Source organism: Burkholderia sp. Ac-20379, assembly GCF_017104645.1.
Lineage (GTDB): Bacteria > Pseudomonadota > Gammaproteobacteria > Burkholderiales > Burkholderiaceae > Burkholderia.
In genome coordinates this window covers 1-21,971 of record NZ_JAAGPF010000112.1, presented here as the reverse complement: position 1 = coordinate 21,971, position 21,971 = coordinate 1, and the positions used below count along the sequence as shown (strand labels likewise).

The following is a 21,971-nucleotide window of genomic DNA, read 5'->3' as shown; positions in this document are numbered from 1 at the left end:
GCCCCCCGCTCCGGCCGCCACCACGCCGGCCGACAGCGGCAAGCCGGCCAAGGCCACGCGCGCCTCGAAGAAGAAGGACAAGGCGGCGGCCGCCGCCAGCGCCGCCGCGGCAACCGGCGCATCGGCCCCGGCCGGCGCGTCGGCACCGAGCGCCAAGCAATCGCGCAAGGCGAAAAAGAGTCAGGGCGCATCGGCCGCGTCAGGCGCCTGACCGACGATCCGCCGCGCACGACGCGGCGGGCCGCAAGTTCAATCCGGCGCCGGCCAATCCATTCGGCGCCGGTTCGTGAAACCGGAAACCAGCTTCAACGGAGAGAAAATCATGGGTCTGTTAGATATGGTGGGCGGCATGCTCGGCGGCCAGAGCGGTGCCGGCGGCAACCAGGGCGCGCTGATCGGCGCCGTGCTCGAATTCATCAACAACCAGCCCGGCGGCCTGAACGGCCTGATCGAGAAATTTCGCCAGGGCGGCGCTGGCGAAGTGATCGGCTCGTGGGTCGGCAACGGCGAAAACCAGCCGATCTCGCCCGACACGCTGCAGAACGTGCTCGGCCAGGATACCGTCGCCAACCTGGCCAACAAGGCCGGCATCGATCCGTCGATCGCCACCGGCCTGCTGGCCCAGGTGCTGCCGCATCTGGTCAACCACGCCACGCCGGACGGCGAAGTGCCGACCGACGGCCAGCTCGATCATTCGAGCCTGCTCGGTTCGCTCTCGCAACTGGCCGGGCTGTTTGGCGGCAGCAAGCCGGCCTGACCGGCAGCGTTCGGCGTTCGCGCCCATGAAAAAACCCCGCTTCGGTTGAAGCGGGGTTTTTCGCTTTTGGGCCCGAACCGCGGGCCCAACCTGCTCAGTGCACGACGCGATCGAACACGAACTTGCCGTCCTGCACATCCACGGGAATCACGTCCTTCGGCCCGAAGCGGCCCGCGAGGATCAGCTTGGCGACCGGATTCTCGATCTCCTGCTGGATCGCGCGCTTGAGCGGCCGCGCGCCGAACAGCGGGTCGTATCCGACCTTGCCGATCTGGTCGAGCGCCGCATCCGACACTTCCAGCTGCATGTCGAGCTTGGCGAGCCGTTCGTGCAGGCGTTCGAGCTGGATCTTCGCGATCGACTGGATGTTGCTGCGGTCGAGCGCATGGAACACCACCACGTCGTCGATCCGGTTCAGGAACTCGGGCCGGAAGTGCAGCTTCACCTCTTCCCACACCGCATCCTTCACGGCTTCCTGCGGCGAGCCGGCCATCGACTGGATCACCTGCGAGCCGAGGTTCGAGGTCATCACGATCACCGTGTTCTTGAAATCCACGGTGCGGCCCTGGCCATCGGTCATGCGGCCGTCGTCGAGCACCTGCAGCAGCACGTTGAACACGTCCGGGTGCGCCTTCTCGATCTCGTCGAGCAGGATCACGCTGTACGGCTTGCGGCGCACGGCTTCGGTCAGATAGCCGCCTTCCTCGTAGCCGACATAGCCCGGCGGCGCGCCGATCAGCCGCGCGACGCTGTGCTTCTCCATGAACTCGCTCATGTCGATGCGGATCAGGTGATCCTCCGAATCGAACAGGAAGCCGGCCAGCGCCTTGCACAGCTCGGTCTTGCCGACGCCCGTCGGCCCGAGGAACAGGAACGAGCCGTACGGGCGGTTCGGATCCGACAGCCCGGCGCGCGAGCGGCGGATCGCGTCGGACACGGCGTTGATCGCCTCGTCCTGGCCGATCACGCGCTCGTGCAGCTTTTCCTCGATGTGCAGCAGCTTCTCGCGCTCGCCCTGCATCATGCGCGACACCGGAATGCCGGTGGAACGCGACACGACTTCCGCGATTTCCTCCGAGCCGACCTGCGTGCGCAGCAGGCGCGGCTTGGTCGGATTCTGCTGCTCGCGCTCCTCGGCCTGCGTGACCTGCTTCAATTGCGCCTCGAGTTGCGGCAGCTTGCCGTATTGCAGCTCGGCCACCTTCTCCAGCTTGCCTTCGCGCTGCAGCTTGGCGATCTCGGCGCGCACCCGGTCGATCTCTTCCTTCAGATGCGCGCTGCCCTGCACCGCCGCCTTCTCGGCGGTCCAGATTTCCTCGAGGTCGGCATATTCGCGGCCGAGCCGCTCGATTTCTTCCTCGATCAACTGGAAGCGCTTCTGCGACGCCTCGTCCTGCTCCTTCTTGACGGCTTCGCGCTCGATCTTCAACTGGATCAGGCGGCGGTCGAGCTTGTCCATCGATTCGGGCTTCGAATCGATTTCCATCTTGATCTTCGAGGCGGCCTCGTCGATCAGGTCGATCGCCTTGTCCGGCAGGAAACGGTCGGTGATGTAGCGATGCGACAGCTCGGCCGCGGCGACGATCGCCGGATCGGTGATGTCCACGCCGTGGTGCAGCTCGTACTTTTCCTGCAGGCCGCGCAGGATCGCGATCGTCGCCTCGACGCTCGGCTCGTCCACGATCACCTTCTGGAAGCGGCGCTCGAGCGCGGCGTCCTTCTCGATGTATTTGCGGTATTCGTCGAGCGTGGTCGCGCCGATGCAATGCAGTTCGCCGCGCGAGAGCGCCGGCTTCAGCATGTTGCCGGCGTCCATCGCGCCCTCGGCCTTGCCCGCGCCCACCATCGTGTGGATCTCGTCGATGAAGACGATGGTGCGGCCTTCGTCCTTCGCGACGTCGCTGAGCACCGATTTCAGACGCTCCTCGAATTCGCCGCGATATTTCGCGCCGGCCAGCAGCGCGGCCATGTCGAGCGACAGCACGCGCTTGTTCTTCAGCGTCTCGGGCACTTCGCCGTTGACGATGCGCTGCGCGAGCCCTTCGACGATCGCCGTCTTGCCCACACCCGGCTCGCCGATCAGCACCGGGTTGTTCTTGGTGCGGCGCTGCAGGATCTGGATCGAGCGGCGGATTTCGTCGTCGCGGCCGATCACCGGATCGAGCTTGCCCGCACGGGCGCGCTCGGTCAGGTCGACCGTGTATTTCTTGAGCGCCTCGCGCTGGCTTTCGGCGTCGGCGCTATGCACCTGCGAGCCGCCGCGCACGGCCGCGATGGCCGCCTCGATGGCCTTGCGCGTCATGCCGTGCTGGCGCGCGAGCTTGCCCGCGTCGCCCTTGTCGTCGGCCACCGCGAGCAGGAACATTTCGCTGGCGATGAAGCTGTCGTTGAGCTTCTGCGCTTCCTTGTCCGACTGGTTCAGCAGGCCGGCCAGTTCGCGGCCGATCTGGATCTCGCCGCCGGTGCCCGTGACTTGCGGCAGGCGCGAGATCGATTCGTTCAGCGCGCCTTGCAGCGCCTGGACGTGCACGCCGGCGCGCGACATCAGCGAACGCGCCGAGCCGTCCTGTTGCGCGATCAGCGCGGCCAGCACGTGCGCCGGCTCGATGTATTGATTGTCGCGGCCCGCGGCGAGACTCTGCGCGTCGGCGAGGGCTTCCTGGAACTTGGTGGTGAGCTTGTCGATTCTCATGAAGAGACCTCCAATTTTCGAATAGCACCAACATGAGGATGGATATCGGCCTTTCAAGCGTCTCGACAGCAAGAGACGTGCCTTGACGCGATGCACCTACGTGGCAGGATGTCGCAGATAAATGACGGTGCGCGGTGCGCGGCCCGGCATCGCCGGGGGGCCAACGGGAAGTCTAGAGGGGAATCGGCGGCGGCGATGCGGGCCTCAGGCCGGCTCGACGACCACCGGTATGCCGATCCCGAGCGCCGCGGCCAGCGGCGAGGCCGGCTGCGCCAGTTCGCCGATCGTGTGGCGGTCGAGTTCGGCGAAGAACGCGTCGCGCGCGGCGGCCAGCACGCTCTTGAGCCGGCAATGCGGCTCGATCACGCAGGCGCGATGCTCGACGCCGTCGCTCGCACCGCCGAAGCAGCCCACCAGCGCGAAATCGTTCTCGCTGGCGCGCACCACCTCGCCCACCGTCAGCGCCGACGAGCGCGCGCTGGCGCGCAGCCCGCCGTTACGGCCGCGCACCGTCTCCACCCAGCCCAGCTCGCCGAGCCGCTGCACGACCTTCATCAGGTGATTTTTCGAAATCCCGTAGGCGTCCGAGATTTCCTGGATCGTCGACAGCCCTTCGCCGCGAACCGCCAGAAACAGCATGACGCGCAGCGAGTAATCCGTGTAGTCGGTCAGTCTCATGAGGGAAGTCGATCGTGTCGTTGGAGTGCCCGGCTGTCCGGCGCGCCGCGGTGGGCAAACGCGCCGGCTCAGGAATCGCAGGATAATATGCGCCCTTGAAGCACTTTTTTCGGATGGCCGTGGGCTATTGTGCGACAAAATCGCGACCCCGTACCGGCCCCTTACCGGACCGCTCAGCGGCCTCCTTCCCAGCCCGACGATGACGCTTTCTCAAGATTCGGCCTCGAACGCCGCCGCCGCGCCGGTTCCGCGCGCCACCGAACCGACCGCCGACAACATCCGCGAACTGGTCGACGCGTTCTACGACCAGGTGCGCGCCGACCCGCTGCTCGGCCCCGTGTTCGGCGCGAAACTCGACGGCCACTGGGACGAGCATCTGCCGAAAATGCAGGCGTTCTGGTCGAGCCTGGTGCTCGGCACCAAGGGCTATCGCGGCAATGTGCAGGCCAAGCACCAGCCGCTCGACGGCCTCGAGTCGGCGCACTTCAGCCGCTGGTTGACGCTGTTTCTCAAAACGGTGGATGCGCGCTACGCGCCGGCCGCCGCCGTGCGCTTCATGGAACCGGCGCTGCGCATCGCGCAGAGCCTGCAGTTGAGCCGCTTCGGTTGGGATTATCGGATTCCGGCCGAGCAGCAGGCGCTGCTCGATGCGATCTCGCCGAAACGCGCGCGCGACGGCGACGATCCGCACCCCGCCCCGCCCGAGCGGCCGCGCGGCGAGCCGTTTCCGGCCCGAATCATCGGCCGCGCGGCCGACGAAGACGCCTGAGGCGTCGAGCCGGCGACATCGAACGGCGCCTGGCCCGGCCTAGCCGACGAAGCCGTCCAGCCAATCCTTCAGCGCGCCGATGTCGCGAAACGCCAGCAGATCGTCCGCCAACTCGGCCTGCGCCCGCCGCAGCGCGACGATCTCGTCGCCGAGCGTGCGCAGCGCGTTGTCGGGCGACAGCACCGTGGATGCGCCAATCCCGTAACCGTGCCGAAAATCGCTTTCGACGCGATGCAGCTCGCGGTCGAGCGAGCCCAGTTGCGCCTTCAGCATGCCGTTGTAATGTTGCAATAGATCGTCGCCGGCCCCGGCCAGCCGGCCGGCGTCGGCCGGCCCCAGATCGCGCTCGAGTTCGAGCAGTTGCAGCAAATCCTGCTTGTCGTACGCGCGGTTCAGGTGCTGCATCAGCGCGGTCTTGCGCTCGCGCTCGGCCGGATCGGGCTCGCGGTCGGGGTGCAGCGCGCTGGCCAGACGGCGATAGAGATCGCGCAGCGAACGGCTGACCTGCGCCGGCGGCAAGTCCGGCACGGCGTTTGCCGCGTCCTCGTCGGCCGCTTGCGTCGATTCTCCGCGAGGATTCGCTTCGGCTTCGGCCTCCGCCTCCGCCTCCGCCTCCGCCTTCGCCGCATCGGCCCGGCGCTTGGCGCGCTGGCGCTCCGAGCGCTCGCTCTGACGCGCCTGCCGGGCCTCGGCGTGGGCGTGGGCGCGCGCTTCCTGCTCGTCGAGCTCGGCCTGGATCCGCGCCATCATGGCGTCGTCGGACTCGGCCTCCGGTGCGGCGTCCAGTTCTTCCGGCGCCTCCGGCTCCACCGGCGCCCGATCGCGCGAACGCGCGCGGCCCCGCCGCGACGAACCGGAGCGGCCCTCGCTCCCGGCCTGCTCCGGAAAACGATGACGCGCCACGATCGCGCGCAACTCGCGATCCGTCTCGCCGCCCAGCAACGGCCGCACGAAATGGACGATCAGCTCGGCCACCAGCGCCCGTTCGGCGCGCGTCAGGCCCTTCATGTCGAACGCCACGTCGAGCTGGCGCACCAGCTCCGTTTCGCGCGCCGTCACGTCGCGGGCGAGCGGCACCCATTCGTCGACGTAGCGTTGCTGGAACGCCGGCCAGACGGTTTCCCACGCGCGCAGCCGCTCGCGCCGCGCCGCGACCTGGCGGGTCAGCGCGTTGAACTGGCGTTGCGAAGGGGACAGGCCGGCGGAGCCGGTGGCGGGCACCAGCAGGATGGCGCTGGACGATACGTCGGTCATGATCGGAAACGGCTTCGGAATGCTGGCGAGCCGCGATGGTAGCGGCCCGGCGACGCGCCGTCGAGGCGCGGGCCGCGCACGGCGGCGGGCAAGCGGATCAACCGCCGCCGTGCGGCGTGTCGCCGCGGCGGCCCCAGCGCGCGAGCGCCGCATCGTCGCTGCTGCGCGCATCGACCCAGCGCTCGCCGGCCGGCGTGCTTTCCTTCTTCCAGAACGGCGCCTGGGTCTTCAGGTAATCCATGACGAATTCGCACGACGCGAACGCCTCGCCGCGATGCGCGGAGACGGTCGCCACGAACACGATCTGGTCGAGCGGCACGAGCCGGCCCACGCGGTGGATGATCGCCACCTCGATGCCGGGCCAGCGCGCGACGGCCTCGGCGACGATGCCCTCCAGCGATTTCTCGGTCATGCCCGGATAGTGCTCGAGCTCCATCGCGGCGACCGTTTCGCCCTCGTTGAGATCGCGCACGGTGCCGACGAAGCAGGCCACCGCGCCGATCTTCGGGTTGCGCGCGCGCAGCGCGGCCAGCTCGGTGCTGACGTCGAAATCTTCGGTCTGAACGCGTACCGTCGCCATCGCGCCTCCTCAGCCGCCCGTCACGGGCGGGAAAAACGCGACTTCGCAGCCGTCGGTGATGCGCGTGCCGGCATCGGTCATCACGTGATTGCAGGCCATGCGCAGCGCGCGGCCATCGGCCAGCGTGTCGGCCCAGACGCCGCCGCGCGCGCGCAGCCAGCTGCGCACGTCGCCGACGGTGGCGATGCCGTCCGGCACCGTCACGGATTCGCTGGCGACGCCGAGCGCCTCGCGCACGCTGGCAAAGAATTTCAGTTCGATCTTCATCTGTGAGGCAGCCCGGCCGTCAGCCGAGCAATTCGGAAAAGGGAATGAAACGGACCGTCTCGCCCGCGCTGATCGCGTGGTTCGGCGGATTGTCGATGAGGCCGTCGGCCCAGACGGTCGAGGTCAGCACGGCCGAACTCTGGTTCGGGTACAGATCGAGGCCGCCCGCGTCGTTGACACGCGCGCGCAGGAACTCGTTGCGGCGGTCGCCGCTGCGCTGCGTGAAATCGGCGCGCAGCGACAGCGCACGCGGCGCCACCTGCGTCGCGCCGGCCAGCCGCAGCAGGAACGGCCGCACGAACAGCAGGAACGTGACGAAGCTCGACACCGGGTTGCCGGGCAGGCCGATGAAATGCGCCTCGCCCGATGCGCCCTCGCCTTCGCGGCGCACCGCGCCGTAGGCCAGCGGCTTGCCCGGCTTCATCGCGATCTGCCACAGCGACAGTCGGCCCTCGGCCTCGACGGCCGGCCTGACGTGGTCTTCGTCGCCCACCGATACGCCGCCGCTCGTCACGATCAGGTCATGGCCGCGCGCCGCCTCGCGCAGCGTGGCGCGCGTGGCGTCCAGCGAATCGGGCACGATGCCGAAATCGCCGACTTCGCAGCCGAAGCGCTCCAGCAGGCCGCGCAGCGTGAAACGGTTCGAGTTGTAGATCGCGCCGGGCTCGAGCGGCTCGCCCGGCATCGTCAGTTCGTCGCCCGTGAAGAACACCGCCACCTTGACGCGCCGCTTCACGACGAGGCTCGCGCAGCCGACCGAGGCGGCCAGCCCGAGCGCCTGCGGCCCGAGCCGCGTGCCGGCCGGCAGGATCACGGCGCCGCGCCGGATGTCGGCGCCCTGCGCGGTGATCCATTCGCCGGCCTTCGGCGTGTGCAGAAAATCGACCTCGTCGCCAGCGGCGCTCGCCTGCTCCTGCATCACCACGGCGTCGGCGCCGGGTGGCACCGACGCGCCCGTGAAGATCCGCGCCGCGGTGCCGGCCGCCAGCGGCGCGGCCGGGTGACCGGCCGGAATCCGCTGCGAGACGCGCATGCGGCGCTCGCCCTGCGTCAGGTCGGCCACGCGCACGGCGTAGCCGTCCATCGCGCTGATCGCCATCGGCGGCACGTCGAGCGGCGACACCACGTCGGCCGCGAGCACACGGCCGAGCGCCTCGAGCGTCGGCACGGTTTCGGCATCCGCGAGCGGCGCGGCCGCGCCGAGCAAGGCGGCAAGCGCATCGGCGGTCGACAGCATCGGGGCGCGGGGCGCCTGGGGAGCGGGATTCGACATCTCGGAGATCGTGGGGGAACGCGGAAGCGTCATTGTAACGAGCACGGGGCGTGACCGCGTGCGTGGCGCGCAACAGGCCGCAGATCCGGCCCATGCCGCGCATGCGGGCTGGCGCAGGTCGCGCGCGGCGCCCCGCAATGAAAACGGCCGCAACGGGCGGCAAGCCCATCGCGGCCGTGAACGGCTGCACGGCGAGGCAAAAGCGTTTGTTGCCCCCGCCTCGCCCGCGCGCCGGATCAGTCGCCCGTGTGCGCGGCGATGAAATCCTTGACCTGCTGCGCGTCGGCCTTGACCACCTCGAAACGCTGCGGCAGCGCCTCGATGCCGTCGAACGCCGACGGACGCTCGGCCTCGCGGCCCAGCGCCTCGCGGATCGTCTCGCCGAACTTGATCGGCTGCGCCGTTTCGAGCACCACCATCGGAATGCCCGGCTGCAGATGCTCGCGCGCCACCTTCACGCCGTCGGCCGTGTGCGTGTCGATCATGGTGGCGTAACGGGAGTACACATCGCGGATCGTCGCCAGGCGGTCGTCGTGCGTGCTGCGGCCCGACACGAACCCGAACTGCGCGACGCGCGCGAAATCGCCGCTCTTCGCCAGATCGAAGCCGCCGTGCGCCTCGACGTCGCGGAACAGTTGCACGACGCGCGCCGGATCGCGGCCGAGCAGGTCGAACACGAAACGCTCGAAGTTCGAGGCCTTCGAGATGTCCATGCTCGGGCTGCTCGTGTGGTACGTGTTCTCGGCGCCGCGCACGCGATACGTGCCGGTGCGGAAGAACTCGTCGAGCACGTCGTTCTCGTTGGTGGCCACCACGAGCTTCTCGATCGGCAGGCCCATCATGCGCGCGATATGGCCCGCGCAGACATTGCCGAAGTTGCCCGACGGCACCGTGAACGACACGCGCTCGTCGTTGCTTTGGGTCGCCGCGAAATAGCCCTTGAAGTAGTAGACGACCTGCGCCACCACGCGCGCCCAGTTGATCGAATTGACCGTGCCGATCTTGTGCTTCGCCTTGTAGGCGTGATCGTTCGAGACGGCCTTGACGATGTCCTGCGCGTCGTCGAACACGCCTTCCACGGCCAGGTTGAAGATGTTCGGATCCTGCAGGCTGTACATCTGCGCCGACTGGAACGCGCTCATCTTCTTGTGCGGCGACAGCATGAACACGCGCACGCCGGCCTTGCCGCGCATCGCGTATTCGGCCGCGCTGCCGGTGTCGCCCGAGGTCGCGCCGAGAATGTTCAGCGTTTGGCCGTGCTTGGCCAGCGTGTACTCGAACAGATTGCCGAGCAGCTGCATCGCCATGTCCTTGAACGCCAGCGTCGGGCCGTTCGACAGTTCGAGCAGCGACAGCGTGGTGCCGCCTTCCGTGCCGAGCGGCTTGATCGGCGTGATGTCGGCCGCGTTCTCGCCGTGGCGCGTGTTGCTGTAGACGTCGGCGCGATAGGTGCGGCGCGTCAGGTCGCGCAGGTCGTCGGCCGGGATGTCGTCGCTGAACTTCGAGAGGATCTCGAACGCCAGTTCCGCGTACGGCAGCGTGCGCCAGCGCGCGAGTTCGTCCGCCGACACGCGCGGGTACGCGGCCGGCAGATACAGGCCGCCGTCTTTCGCGAGGCCGCCGAGCAGGATGTCCGAGAACGTGTGGCGCTCGCCGATGCCGGCGCCGCGCGTCGAAATGTAGTTCATGTCGTGTCTCAGTTGAGCGCTTCCATGCGCAGCTTCGTGACCTTCGAGCGGACCGTCGAGAGCGCCTCGATGCGGGCGATCGCGGCGTTCACGTTGCGCTCGATCGTCACGTGCGTGATCAGGATGATGTCGGTCTCGCCGTTGTTGCTGTCGACCTGCTCCGATTCCTTCTGCAGCAGCGCGTCGATCGAGATGCCCGAATCGGCCAGGATGCGCGTGATGTCGGCCAGCACGCCGGTTTCGTCGGCCACGCGCAGGCGCAGGTAGTAGCCGCTCGTCACGTCCTCGATCGGCAGGATCGGCGTGTTCGACAGGCTTTCCGGCTGGAACGCCAGGTGCGGCACGCGATGCTCCGGATCGGCCGTGTGCAGGCGCGTGACGTCCACCAGATCGGCCACCACGGCCGAGGCGGTCGGCTCGGCGCCGGCGCCCTTGCCGTAGTACAGCGTGGTGCCGACCGCGTCGCCGTGCACCACGACCGCGTTCATCGCGCCTTCCACGTTGGCCAGCAGGCGCTTTTCCGGGATCAGCGTGGGATGCACGCGCAGCTCGATGCCCTGCTCCGCGCGGCGCGCGATGCCGAGCAGCTTGATGCGGTAGCCGAGCTCTTCCGCGTAGCGGATGTCGGTGGCCGCGAGCTTGCTGATGCCCTCGACGTAGGCGCGCTCGAACTGCACCGGCACGCCGAACGCAATCGCGCTCATGATGGTGGCCTTGTGCGCGGCGTCCACGCCTTCGATGTCGAAGGTCGGATCGGCTTCCGCGTAGCCGAGCGCCTGCGCGGCCTTCAGCGCGGTCGCGAAATCGAGGCCGCGGTCGCGCATTTCCGACAGGATGTAGTTCGTGGTGCCGTTGATGATGCCGGCGATGTACTGGATGCGGTTGGCCGTCAGGCCTTCGCGCAGCGCCTTGATGATCGGAATGCCGCCGGCGACGGCCGCCTCGAACGCCACCATCACGCCCTTCTCGCGCGCGGCCGCGAAGATCTCGCTGCCGTGCACGGCGAGCAGCGCCTTGTTGGCCGTCACGACGTGCTTGCCGTTGGTGATCGCGCGCAGCACCAGCTCGCGGGCGATGCCGGTGCCGCCGATCATTTCGGCGACGATCGAGATCGACGGATCGTCGACGGCGGCTTGGAAATCGGTCGTCACGTCGATCTGCGTGCCGGCCAGCGCGGCTTGCGCCTTCGCCGGGTTGCGGACCGCGATGCGCGTGATCTCGATGCCCCGGCCGGCGCGCCGTTTGATTTCTTCCTGATTGCGGCGCAGCACCTCGAAGGTGCCGCTGCCGACGGTGCCGAAGCCCAACAGGGCGACTTTGATCGGTTCCATGCTGCGTGGTCTTGTATGAAGTTGAATGAAGGCGGAGCGGGCGGCCGGTCAGGCCGCGTGCTGTTTGCGGTAGCCGTCGAGGAAACGCGCGATCCGGTTGATCGAATCGGTCAGGTCGTCGATGTTCGGCAGGAACACCACCCGGAAGTGATCGGGCGTGGGCCAGTTGAAGCCCGTGCCCTGAACGAGCAGCACGCGTTCCTTGAGCAGCAGGTCGAGAATGAACTGTTGATCGTTCTGGATCGGGTAGAGCTTCGGATCGAGGCGCGGGAACATGTACAGCGCCGCGTCGGGCTTCACGCAGGTGACGCCCGGGATCGCGGTCAGCATGTCGTAGGCCAGCTCGCGCTGGCGATACAGGCGGCCCGTGGGCACGATCAGCTCGTTGATGCTCTGGTAGCCGCCGAGCGCGGTCTGGATCGCGAACTGGCCGGGCACGTTCGCGCACAGCCGCATCGACGACAGGATGCCGAGCCCTTCGAGGTAATCCTTGGCGCGGCGGCGGTTCTCGCCCGTCAGGCCGGACACGAACATCCAGCCGGCCCGGTAGCCGCACGAGCGATAGCTCTTCGAGAGGCTGTTGAACGTGACCGTGATCACGTCTTCCGACAGCGAGCCGAGCGCCGTGTGCGTTTTGCCGTCGTAGATGATCTTGTCGTACACCTCGTCGGCGAAGATCACCAGGCCGTGCTCGCGCGCGATCGCGATCAGCTCGCGCAGCAGGTCGTCGGAATAGAGCGCGCCGGTGGGATTGTTCGGGTTGATCACCACCAGCGCCTTGGTGTTCGGCGTGATCTTGCGGCGGATGTCGTCCGGATCGGGCATCCAGCCGTTCTGCTCGTCGCAGATGTAATGCACGGGCGTGCCGCCCGACAGGCTGACCGCGGCCGTCCAGAGCGGGTAGTCGGGCGCCGGCAGCAGCACTTCGTCGCCGTCGTTGAGCAGGCCCTGGGTGGCCATCACGATCAGTTCCGACGCGCCGTTGCCGATGTAGATGTCGTCGAGTTCGACGCCCTTCACGCCCTTTTCCTGCGTGTAGTGCATGACGGCCTTGCGCGCCGCGAAGATGCCCTTCGAATCCGAATAGCCCGACGAATTCGGCAGCGCACGGATCATGTCCTGAATGATTTCGTCCGGGGCTTCGAAACCGAACGCCGCCAGGTTGCCGATATTCAGCTTGATGATCTTGTGGCCTTCGTCTTCGAGGCGCTTGGCATGCTCGAGCACCGGGCCGCGAATGTCGTAGCACACGTTGAGCAGCTTGTTGGATTTCTGAATCGGTTTCACGGCGGGCACGTTCCTGGGCAAGGCTGGCGAAGCTGGGAGAAGGGGGTCAACAACTGGAGAGCGGCCGGTCGGTGCGCGCTGTCTAGGAGACGGTCGGAAGCGAGGCCGAACGCGGCTTGTGGCGACGCGCGACGCAAATGCCGCCCGGGGGCGGCTAAAAAGCTATAATTTAGCGGATTTTCACCCGCTTTCGCAATGCACCAATCCGGTTCGACCGCCTGCGCACGGCACATCGGCGCCGCGCGCGGCTGCCGGCCGCGGCGCCCGGCAGCCGCCTCAGGCTGGCTTGCCCGGCCGGCCGGGCAAGCCGGAGCGGCCCACCCGACACCGCGGACAACGATTTGAAACTACACCAGGATCCGAGCGACGCGCTCAACACCGTCACCGGCTACGGCCCCGATTACGTCGAGATCAACCTCCAGCGCCACGAAAGCAGCGTGCTCGTGCTGCCGGCCGCGCCCGTCGCGCCATGGCCGGTCGAGGCGTTCGACGCGCTGACCGCCGAGCATTTCGCGATGCTGCTCGATCCCGCCCCGGAAGTCGTGATCTTCGGCAGCGGCGCACGCCTGCGCTTCCCCCACCCGCGGCTGACTGCCGCACTCACGGCGCGCCGGATCGGCGTCGAGACGATGGATTTCCAGGCCGCCTGCCGCACCTACAACATCCTGATGTCCGAGGGCCGCAAGGTCGCCGCCGCGCTGCTGATCGAGCGCCCGGCGCAATAACCGCGACCGGCGGACGAACCGGCGTCCGCGCCCATCGAACCCGGCGTGCGTGACACCCGTTTGAAAGCGACGTTAATTGAACGTTAAGGCGCGATGCGTTACAAAGCCCGGCGGCGCCCGTTCCCGACCCGGAATCGACGCCGCCCGCCGATGCCGCCCGATGGCGCACCGGCTTCCGATTCCGCCATTCCACTACGACTGTCTGACAGGCTGACCGACTCATGAACGATACGCCATCGAGGCTACCGCTCAACCGCGCCGCACTCCTCCTGATCGTGCTGGCGCTCGCCCTGATCTGGTTCGGCCCGCTCGGGCTGCGCCACCTGATCCCCAGCGACGAGGGCCGCTACGCCGAAATGGCCCGCGAAATGTTCGCCACCGGCGACTGGATCACCCCGCGCTACAACGGCTACAAGTATTTCGAAAAGCCGCCGATGCAGACCTGGATGAACGCGCTGACGTTCGCCTGGTTCGGCCTCGGCGAATGGCAGGCCCGGCTCTACACGGCGCTGGCCAGCTTCGCCGGCATCCTGTTCGTCGGCTACACCGGCGCGCGCGTGTTCAACCCGCTGGCCGGCCTGTGCGCCGCCGTGGTGCTCGCGTCCTCGCCGTACTGGAACCTGATGGGCCACTTCAACACGCTCGACATGGGCCTGTCGTTCTGGATGGCCGTCACGCTCGGCGCGCTGCTGCTGGCCCAGCGGCCCGGCCTGCCGACGCGCGCCACGCGCGGCTGGATGTGGCTGTGCTGGGCGTCGATGGCCGTGGCCGTGCTGTCGAAGGGCCTGATCGGCGTGGTCCTGCCCGGCGCGGTACTGGTGCTCTACACGCTGATCGCCCGCGACTGGGCGCTCTGGAAGCGCCTGCACCTCGTGAGCGGCCTCGTGATCTTCTTCGCGATCGCCGCGCCGTGGTTCGTGCTGATGCAGGAGCGCAACCCCGAATTCTTCAACTTCTTCTTCGTGGTCCAGCAGTTCCGCCGCTATCTGACGCCCGAGCAGAACCGCCCCGGCCCGGTGTACTACTTCGTCGGCGTGCTGCTGGTGGGCTTCCTGCCGTGGCTGTCGATCGCCGGCCAGAGCCTGCGCCACGCCTGGCGCATGCCGCGCCAGCCGAACGGCTTCGCGCCGATGCTGGTGCTGCTGATCTGGACCGGGTTCATCTTCGTGTTCTTCAGCGCCTCGCATTCGAAGCTGGTGTCGTACGTGCTGCCGGTGGCGCCGTCGCTCGCGCTGATGCTCGGCGCCTACCTGCCGCTGGTGGCGCGCGAGCGCTACCGCTGGCACCTGATCGGCTACCTGCTGTTCCTGATCGCGGCCGCCTGCGGCTGCATCGTGCTGGGCCGCCTCGGCGACGCCCGCACGCCGAACGCGCAATACGTCGATTTCCAGCACTGGGTGTACGCGGCGCTGGCCACCGCCTTCGTGCTGACGCTGCTGGCCCTGTCGATCAACCGGCGCGGCAAGGCCGGCATCGCCGCCACCGCGTTCGTGTTCGGCGCGGGCTGGCTGCTGCTCGGCACCATCGGCGGCACCGGCCACGACGCGTTCGGCCGCTACAGCTCGGGCGCGCTGCTCGCCCCGGCCGTGCGCGCCGAGTTCGCCAAGCTGCCGCCCGACACGCCGTTCTATTCGGTCGAAATGCTCGACCACACCGTGCCGTTCTACGTGCGTCACACCACCACGCTGGTGGCCTATCAGGACGAACTGAGCTTCGGCATCGGGCAGGAACCGCAGAAATGGGTGCCGACCATCGCCGAGTGGGAACGCCGCTGGCGCAGCGGCCAGCCGGCGCTGGCGATGATGCGCCCCGAGCGCTACGACGCATTCGTCAAGCAAGGCCTGCCGATGACGGTGATCGCGCGCGACAACCGCCGCGTGATCGTCGCGACGCCGGCCGCCACCCCGCCCCAATCCTGAGCCTCCCAAGGACCGCCGTTCCGTGAATCCCGTTTCCCTCGTCTGCATCATCATCGGCGTGCTGCTCAATGCCGTCGCGCAGTTGCTGCTCAAGGCCGGCGTCAACGCCGTCGGCCATTTCGAGATCTCGCGCGCCAACATCATCCCGATCGGCTTCAAGATCGCCACGCAGTTGCCGATCATCGGCGGCCTCAGCTGCTACGTGCTGAGCGTGGTGGTGTGGATCGTCGGGCTGTCGCGCGTGGACGTGTCGATCGCCTATCCGATGCTCTCGCTCGGCTACGTGCTCAACGCGTTCGCCGCCTGGTATCTGTTCGGCGAGGTGATGAGCCTGCAGCGCCTGATCGGCATCGGCATCATCCTGATCGGCGTGGTGGTGCTGGCGCGCGGCTGAGCCGCCGCCGGGGGCGGCGGGCGCCATCGCGGCAATCCCCCCCTTCCCCCCACAAAAAGAGACGTTGTACTCTCGCGAACCAGTGTCTAATGCGCATGCCGGATCGCCTAAGATCCAGCCCTATTTACTGTCTACCCATCAGCCGACATGAGCCAGCCATCCGTTCCGTTCCTGCCGATGACCCGCCCGGAAATCGACGAGGACACCATTCAGGGCGTCACCGAGGTGCTCCGCTCCGGTTGGATCACGACCGGCCCGCAGAATCAGCGCTTCGAAGCGGCGCTGTCCGACTACTGCGGCGGCCGCCCGGTGCGCACGTTCAACTCCGGCACCGCCACGCTCGAGATCGGCCTGCGCATCGCCGGCGTCGGCCCGGGCGATGAAGTGATCACCACGCCCGCGAGCTGGGTCGCGACCAGCAACGTGATTCTCGAAGTGGGCGCCACGCCGGTGTTCGTCGACATCGACCCCGCCACGCGCAACCTCGATCTGGACGCGCTCGAACGCGCGATCACGCCGCGCACCAAGGCCGTGATCCCGGTCTACCTCGGCGGGTTGCCGGTCGACATGGATCGCCTGTACGCCATCGCCCGCGCGGCCGGGCTGCGCGTGATCGAAGATGCCGCGCAGGCGCTCGGCTCGTCGTGGAAGGGCAAGCGGATCGGCGCGTTCGGCGATCTCGTCTCGTTCAGCTTCCACCCGAACAAGAACGTCACCTCGATCGAGGGCGGCGCGCTGGTGCTCAACGACGAAGCCGAGGCGCTGCTCGCGCAGAAATACCGCCTGCAGGGCGTGACGCGCACGGGCCTCGACGGCATGGACTGCGACGTGCTCGGCGGCAAGTACAATCTGACCGACGTCGCGGCCCGCGTGGGCCTCGGCCAGCTCGGCCAGATCGACCGCTTCACCGAGGTGCGCCGCCGGCTCGCCCGCGCCTACTTCGACGGTTTCGCCGGCGGCCCGGCCGCGGCGCTCGGCATCGGCCTGCCGGTGGCCGAGTTCGAGCACGGCAACTGGCACATGTTCCAGATCACGCTGCCGCTCGAACGGCTCGCGATCACGCGCGGCGAGTTCATGGCGCAGCTCAAGGAACACGGCATCGGCTCGGGCGTGCACTACCCGGCGATCCACCTGTTCACGCTGTACCGCGCGCTCGGCTTCCGCGAAGGCATGTTCCCGCATGCCGAGCGCTTCGGCGCGTCGACCGTCACGCTGCCGCTGTTCACGCAGATGAGCGAGGCCGACGTGACGCGCGTCGTCGACGCCGTCAACCAGATTTGCGAACGATACGGAAAATAAGCGGACATGACTCACCCTGAAACACGCGCCACGAACCCGGAAGTCTCGATCGTCATCCCCGTGTACAACGAGGAAGACGGGCTGGCCGCGCTCTTCTCCCGCCTGTATCCGGCGCTCGACGCGCTTGACGCGTCGTACGAAGTGATCCTGATCAACGACGGCAGCCGCGACCGTTCGGCCGCCCTGCTCGCCGAGCAGTTCCGCAAGCGTCCCGACACGACGCGCGTGGTGCTGCTGAACGGCAACTACGGCCAGCACATGGCGATCCTGGCGGGCTTCGAGCAATCGCGCGGCCAGATCGTCATCACGCTCGACGCCGATCTGCAGAATCCGCCCGAGGAAATCGGCAAGCTCGTGCACAAGATGCGCGAAGGCTACGACTACGTCGGCACGATCCGCATGCAGCGTCAGGACAGCCTGTGGCGCCGCAAGGCGTCGGCCGTGATGAACCGGCTGCGCGAGCGCATCACGCGCATCAAGATGACCGACCAGGGCTGCATGCTGCGCGCCTACAACCGCCAGATCATCGACACCATCAACCGCTGCGGCGAGGTCAACACGTTCATCCCGGCGCTGGCCTACACGTTCGCGCAGAACCCGACCGAAATCGACGTCGCGCACGAGGAACGCTTCGCGGGCGAATCGAAGTATTCGCTCTACAGCCTGATCCGCCTGAACTTCGACCTCGTCACCGGCTTCTCGGTGGTGCCGCTGCAATGGCTGTCGTTCGTCGGCGTGATCCTGTCGCTCGGCTCGGCCGGGCTGTTCCTGCTGCTGCTGATCCGCCGCTTCGTGATCGGCGCCGAAGTTCAGGGCGTGTTCACGCTGTTCGCCATCACGTTCTTCATGCTCGGCGTGATCATCTTCGCGCTCGGCCTGCTCGGCGAATACATCGGACGAATCTATCAACAGGTGCGCGCGCGGCCGCGCTACCTGATCCAGACCGTGCTCGAGGAGCGCTACGACCGTGCGTCGCTGCCGCTGCCGGGCGCCGAGGAGGCATCGCGATGAAATCGCGCGCGGTGGTATTCGCGTATCACAACGTCGGCGTGCGCTGCCTGCAGGTGCTGCTCGCACGCGGCGTCGACGTGGCGCTGGTGGTCACGCACGAAGACAGCCCGACCGAGAACATCTGGTTCGGCAGCGTCGCGTCGGTGGCGCGCGAGCACGGCATCCCGGTGCTCACGCCGGCCGATCCGGCCTCGACCGAGCTGCGCGAGGCGGTGTCGGCGGCCCGGCCCGACTTCATCTTCTCGTTCTATTACCGGCACATGCTGCCGGTGGCGCTGCTGGCGCTCGCGCCGCGCGGCGCGTACAACATGCACGGCTCGCTGCTGCCGAAGTACCGCGGCCGCGTGCCGACCAACTGGGCGGTGCTGAACGGCGAAACCGAGACGGGCGCGACGCTGCACGAAATGGCCGCCAAGCCCGACGCCGGCGCGATCGTCGGCCAGACGGCCGTGCCGATCCTGCCCGACGACACCGCCGCGCAAGTTTTCGACAAGGTGACCGTGGCCGCCGAGCAGACGCTCTGGCGCGTGCTGCCGGCGCTCTTGGCCGGCGAGGCGCCGCACCTGCCGAACGACCTGTCGCAAGGCAGCTACTTCGGCGGACGCAAGCCCGAGGACGGCCGCCTCGACTGGTCGAAACCGGCCGCCGAGGTCTACAACCTGATCCGCGCGGTCGCGCCCCCTTATCCGGGCGCGTTCACCGACCTGCACGGCACGCGTTTCGTGGTCGCGCGCGCGCGGCTCGCGGCGCCCGGCTCGCCGGCCGCACAGGCCGCGCGGGATTTGCCGCCGGGCCTGCACGTAAGCGATAATGCGCTATTCGGCGTCTGCGGCGACAGCCGCGCCGTCACCATCCTCGAGCTGCGCGAGCAGCCCAACGGCCGTCCGGACAACGAAACGGCCGTCTCTCCCGCTCAATTCGCGCAGTTCATTGATTCTTCCCGTCAGTCATGAAAGCAAAAAAAGTCCTGATCCTGGGTGTGAACGGCTTCATCGGCCACCACCTGTCCAAGCGCATTCTTGAAACCACCGATTGGGAAGTGTTCGGGATGGACATGCAAACCGATCGGCTTGGCGATCTCGTCAATCACGAGCGGATGCACTTCTTCGAAGGCGACATCACGATCAACAAGGAATGGGTCGAATACCACGTCAAGAAGTGCGACGTGATCCTCCCGCTGGTCGCGATCGCCACGCCCGCCACTTACGTGCAGCAGCCGCTGCGCGTGTTCGAGCTCGATTTCGAGGCGAACCTGCCGATCGTGCGTTCGGCCGTCAAGTACGGCAAGCACCTGGTGTTTCCGTCGACCTCGGAAGTCTATGGCATGTGCTCGGACGAACAATTCGATCCGGACGCCTCGGCGCTGACCTACGGCCCGATCAACAAGCCGCGCTGGATCTACGCGTGCTCCAAGCAGCTGATGGACCGCGTGATCTGGGGCTACGGCATGGAAGGCCTGAACTTCACGCTGTTCCGCCCGTTCAACTGGATCGGCCCGGGCCTCGATTCGATCTACACGCCGAAGGAAGGCAGCTCGCGCGTGGTCACGCAGTTCCTCGGCCACATCGTGCGCGGCGAGAACATCAGCCTCGTCGACGGCGGCTCGCAAAAGCGCGCGTTCACGTACGTGGACGACGGCATCAGCGCGCTGATGAAGATCATCGACAACCCGAACGGCATCGCCTCGGGCAAGATCTACAACATCGGCAACCCGAGCAACAACTACTCGGTGCGCGAACTGGCCCACAAGATGCTCGAACTGGCCGCCGAGTTCCCCGAGTACGCCGAGACGGCCAAGAAGGTTCAGCTCGTGGAAACCACCTCGGGCGCCTACTACGGCAACGGCTACCAGGACGTGCAGAACCGCGTGCCGAAGATCGACAACACGATGCAGGAACTCGGCTGGAAGCCGGAATCGACGTTCGACGACGCGCTGCGCAACATCTTCGAAGCGTACCGCGGCCACGTGGCCGACGCGCGCGCGCTGGTCGAGCAGCAAGGCTGACGCGTTGGCCCGCATCGTCCTCAAGATCGACGTCGACACGCTTCGCGGCACCCGCGAAGGCGTGCCGAATCTCGCGCGCATCTTCGACCGTCACGCCGCGCGCGCGACCTTCCTGTTCAGCCTCGGTCCCGATCACACCGGTTGGGCCATGCGCCGCGTGCTGCGGCCGGGCTTCCTCAAGAAGGTGTCGCGCACCTCGGTGGTCGAGCACTACGGCATCCGCCAGCTGATGTACGGCGTGCTGCTGCCGGGGCCGGACATCGGCCGGCGCGCGGTGGGCGAAATGCGCGCGATCCACGAGGCCGGCTTCGAGTGCGGCATCCACACCTGGGATCACGTCTACTGGCAGGACAACGTGCGGGCCCGCCCGCGCGACTGGACCGCCCGCGAGATGGGCAAGAGCCACGCGCGCTTCATCGAGATCTTCGGCGCGCCGCCCGTCACGCACGGCGCGGCCGGCTGGCAGATGAACGACGGCGCGTTCGAGCAGATCGACGCCTGGGGCATGCTCTACGCCTCGGACGGACGCGGCCACGGCCCGTACCGGCCGGTCGTCGCGGGCCGCACGCTCGCGCATGTGCAGATGCCCACCACGCTGCCCACGCTCGACGAGGTGCTCGGCCTCGACGGCATCGACGAATCGAACGTCGCCGCCCACCTGCTCAAGCTGACCGAGCAGAATCCGCACGATCAGGTGTTCACGCTGCACGCCGAGCTCGAAGGCCAGAAGCTCGCGCCGATCTTCGAGCAGTTGCTCGCCGGCTGGCGCGCGCAAGGTCATACGTTCGCCACCATGGGCGACTATCATGCCGCGCTGGATTTCGATTCGCTGCCATCGTACCCTGTCACGTGGGGCGAAATTCCCGGCCGCTCCGGCGAGCTGATCGTCCAGCCCGACTGAACCGCCCCCGCCTTCGATACCCCTTCCGCTCGGCATGGCGCACGCACGCGCCGTGCCGCCGATAACAACAGGAGAAATTCCGTGTCCGTCGAAATCGATCGTCCAATTCCCGATTTCACCGCGCCGGCAACGGGTGGCGACTTCACGTTGTCCGCGCTGAACGGCAAGAAGCTCGTGCTGTATTTCTATCCGAAGGACAACACGCCGGGCTGCACGACCGAAGGCCTGCAATTCCGCGATCTGTATCCGAAATTCAAGAAGGCCGGCGCGGAGATCGTCGGCGTGTCGCGCGACAGCCTGCGCTCGCATGACAATTTCAAGACCAAGCTCGAACTGCCGTTTCCGCTGATTTCGGATCCCGAAGAAACGCTCTGCGCGCTGTTCGGCGTCATGAAAATGAAGAAAATGTATGGCAAGGAAGTGCGCGGAATCGAGCGCTCGACCTTCCTGATCGACGCCGCCGGCGTGCTTCGCCAGGAGTGGCGCGGCATCAAGGTGCCGGGCCATGTCGACGAGGTGCTCGGCGCTGTACAAGCGCTTTGAGGCGGGTTATATTGGGCCGCAATGAATGCCCGTCAGCCCACTCTTTTTCGTAGCTGTGCAGGCGGTCAGCGCGAGGGTCGCTGGCCCGTGAGGTGCGCCGCTACGCTGCAAGAATCCGAGCCGCTTGTCCCTGTTCGGGGGAAGCGGCTTTTTTCATGGCCGCTCGCGGCACGCACCGTCCGTCGCGACACTTCCGCCAAGGAGCTGATCGAAAAATAGGCGAACCGGCGTTTTGACACTCCTTTGCGCCACGCCGCGCAAACTGCACGCCACGCGTGACAGGATGCGAACCGCGGCGCATTCCAAGCGACACGATTCCTCCCGAGGGACACCATGCCTTTGCCTACTCCTCCCAGCAAGCTCGGCAGCCTGCTGCCGCCCGATGAATACAAGGTGAAAGCGCGCACGACCCGCACCCCTGCGACGCCCCCCGCCCACCAGGGCTCGCCCCCCCCCCCCCCCCCGCCCCCCCCCGCCCCCCCCCCCCCCCCCCCCCCCGCCCCCCGCCCCCCCCCCCCCCCCCCCCCCCCCCCCCCCCCCCCCCCCCCCCCCCCCCCCCCCCCCCCCCCCCCCCCCCCCCCCCCCCCCCCCCCCCCCC

The 21,971-nt window shown here is 67.6% G+C and carries 21 protein-coding genes and 1 pseudogene; 12 read left to right on the top strand and 10 right to left on the bottom strand.

From position 1 onward, the window contains the following. Positions 1 to 211, top strand: a 211-nt coding sequence (locus G3N92_RS16275; RefSeq protein ID WP_206128563.1) for a hypothetical protein, incomplete at its 5' end; no start/stop codon positions are given. A 111-nt stretch (positions 212 to 322) separates the two neighbouring features. After that, entirely contained in the window at positions 323 to 757 is a 435-nt protein-coding gene (locus G3N92_RS16270; protein ID WP_206128562.1) for a YidB family protein, read from the top strand. A 94-nt stretch (positions 758 to 851) separates the two neighbouring features. Here the strand turns inward: G3N92_RS16270 and clpB are convergent, their stop codons facing one another. Next, entirely contained in the window at positions 852 to 3,449 is a 2,598-nt protein-coding gene (clpB, locus tag G3N92_RS16265; protein WP_206128561.1) for an ATP-dependent chaperone ClpB, read from the bottom strand. A 204-nt stretch (positions 3,450 to 3,653) separates the two neighbouring features. After that, positions 3,654 to 4,127: an Rrf2 family transcriptional regulator gene (locus tag G3N92_RS16260; protein ID WP_206128560.1), complete on the bottom strand. Its 474-nt coding sequence runs from the start codon at positions 4,125 to 4,127 to the stop codon at positions 3,654 to 3,656. 199 nt (positions 4,128 to 4,326) lie between these two features. Between G3N92_RS16260 and G3N92_RS16255 the strand changes: the two genes are divergently transcribed. Further along, entirely contained in the window at positions 4,327 to 4,896 is a 570-nt protein-coding gene (locus G3N92_RS16255; protein WP_206128559.1) for a group III truncated hemoglobin, read from the top strand. Positions 4,897 to 4,935: 39 nt separating this feature from the next. Here G3N92_RS16255 and G3N92_RS16250 read toward each other — a convergent pair whose 3' ends face one another. The 7 genes from G3N92_RS16250 to G3N92_RS16220 all read right to left on the bottom strand — a co-directional run bounded on the left by G3N92_RS16250 (position 4,936) and on the right by G3N92_RS16220 (position 12,576). After that, positions 4,936 to 6,150 (bottom strand): J domain-containing protein, encoded by a 1,215-nt coding sequence (locus G3N92_RS16250; protein ID WP_206128558.1) that lies wholly within the window; start codon positions 6,148 to 6,150, stop codon positions 4,936 to 4,938. Positions 6,151 to 6,247: 97 nt separating this feature from the next. Continuing rightward, positions 6,248 to 6,730: a molybdopterin synthase catalytic subunit MoaE gene (moaE, locus tag G3N92_RS16245; RefSeq protein ID WP_206128557.1), complete on the bottom strand. Its 483-nt coding sequence runs from the start codon at positions 6,728 to 6,730 to the stop codon at positions 6,248 to 6,250. A gap of 9 nt (positions 6,731 to 6,739) precedes the next feature. Next, positions 6,740 to 6,997: a molybdopterin converting factor subunit 1 gene (moaD, locus tag G3N92_RS16240; protein WP_206128556.1), complete on the bottom strand. Its 258-nt coding sequence runs from the start codon at positions 6,995 to 6,997 to the stop codon at positions 6,740 to 6,742. Between the two features lie 19 nt (positions 6,998 to 7,016). After that, on the bottom strand, positions 7,017 to 8,270 hold the full coding sequence (gene glp, locus G3N92_RS16235) for a gephyrin-like molybdotransferase Glp (protein WP_206128555.1): 1,254 nt from the start codon (positions 8,268 to 8,270) through the stop codon (positions 7,017 to 7,019). Positions 8,271 to 8,506: 236 nt separating this feature from the next. Beyond that, positions 8,507 to 9,958: a threonine synthase gene (thrC, locus tag G3N92_RS16230; protein ID WP_206128554.1), complete on the bottom strand. Its 1,452-nt coding sequence runs from the start codon at positions 9,956 to 9,958 to the stop codon at positions 8,507 to 8,509. 8 nt (positions 9,959 to 9,966) lie between these two features. Further along, positions 9,967 to 11,289 (bottom strand): homoserine dehydrogenase, encoded by a 1,323-nt coding sequence (locus G3N92_RS16225; RefSeq protein ID WP_206128553.1) that lies wholly within the window; start codon positions 11,287 to 11,289, stop codon positions 9,967 to 9,969. A gap of 48 nt (positions 11,290 to 11,337) precedes the next feature. Continuing rightward, a complete protein-coding gene (locus tag G3N92_RS16220) occupies positions 11,338 to 12,576 on the bottom strand; it encodes a pyridoxal phosphate-dependent aminotransferase (RefSeq protein WP_206128552.1) in 1,239 nt (412 codons plus the stop codon). A 341-nt stretch (positions 12,577 to 12,917) separates the two neighbouring features. Here G3N92_RS16220 and G3N92_RS16215 point away from each other — a divergent pair, with 341 nt between their 5' ends. The 9 genes from G3N92_RS16215 to G3N92_RS16175 all read left to right on the top strand — a co-directional run bounded on the left by G3N92_RS16215 (position 12,918) and on the right by G3N92_RS16175 (position 21,373). Then, positions 12,918 to 13,301 carry an Mth938-like domain-containing protein gene (locus tag G3N92_RS16215; protein WP_206128551.1) on the top strand — a complete coding sequence of 128 codons (384 nt, stop codon included), beginning with the start codon at positions 12,918 to 12,920 and terminating at the stop codon, positions 13,299 to 13,301. Between the two features lie 221 nt (positions 13,302 to 13,522). After that, positions 13,523 to 15,220 (top strand): glycosyltransferase family 39 protein, encoded by a 1,698-nt coding sequence (locus tag G3N92_RS16210; RefSeq protein ID WP_206128550.1) that lies wholly within the window; start codon positions 13,523 to 13,525, stop codon positions 15,218 to 15,220. 22 nt (positions 15,221 to 15,242) lie between these two features. Then, positions 15,243 to 15,614 carry an SMR family transporter gene (locus tag G3N92_RS16205; RefSeq protein WP_206128549.1) on the top strand — a complete coding sequence of 124 codons (372 nt, stop codon included), beginning with the start codon at positions 15,243 to 15,245 and terminating at the stop codon, positions 15,612 to 15,614. A gap of 147 nt (positions 15,615 to 15,761) precedes the next feature. Continuing rightward, positions 15,762 to 16,913, top strand: a complete 1,152-nt coding sequence (locus G3N92_RS16200) for a DegT/DnrJ/EryC1/StrS aminotransferase family protein (RefSeq protein WP_206128548.1) — start codon at positions 15,762 to 15,764, stop codon at positions 16,911 to 16,913. 6 nt (positions 16,914 to 16,919) lie between these two features. Then, on the top strand, positions 16,920 to 17,924 hold the full coding sequence (locus tag G3N92_RS16195; RefSeq protein WP_206128547.1) for a glycosyltransferase: 1,005 nt from the start codon (positions 16,920 to 16,922) through the stop codon (positions 17,922 to 17,924). Continuing rightward, positions 17,921 to 18,877: a formyltransferase gene (locus G3N92_RS16190; protein WP_206128546.1), complete on the top strand. Its 957-nt coding sequence runs from the start codon at positions 17,921 to 17,923 to the stop codon at positions 18,875 to 18,877. The genes G3N92_RS16195 and G3N92_RS16190 overlap by 4 nt, the downstream gene beginning before the upstream one ends. Further along, positions 18,874 to 19,929 (top strand): bifunctional UDP-4-keto-pentose/UDP-xylose synthase, encoded by a 1,056-nt coding sequence (locus tag G3N92_RS16185; protein WP_206128545.1) that lies wholly within the window; start codon positions 18,874 to 18,876, stop codon positions 19,927 to 19,929. Before G3N92_RS16190 ends, G3N92_RS16185 begins: the two co-directional genes overlap by 4 nt. Positions 19,930 to 19,933: 4 nt before the next feature. Next, positions 19,934 to 20,830 (top strand): polysaccharide deacetylase family protein, encoded by an 897-nt coding sequence (locus tag G3N92_RS16180; protein WP_206128544.1) that lies wholly within the window; start codon positions 19,934 to 19,936, stop codon positions 20,828 to 20,830. An 81-nt stretch (positions 20,831 to 20,911) separates the two neighbouring features. Beyond that, the gene (locus tag G3N92_RS16175; RefSeq protein WP_206128543.1) at positions 20,912 to 21,373 is read left to right on the top strand and encodes a peroxiredoxin; all 462 of its coding nucleotides are present in this window, start codon (positions 20,912 to 20,914) and stop codon (positions 21,371 to 21,373) included. A 208-nt stretch (positions 21,374 to 21,581) separates the two neighbouring features. Here G3N92_RS16175 and G3N92_RS35515 read toward each other — a convergent pair. Beyond that, a pseudogene (locus G3N92_RS35515) lies at positions 21,582 to 21,814 on the bottom strand (hypothetical protein); the annotation flags it as partial. Between the last annotated feature and the right edge of the window lie 157 nt (positions 21,815 to 21,971).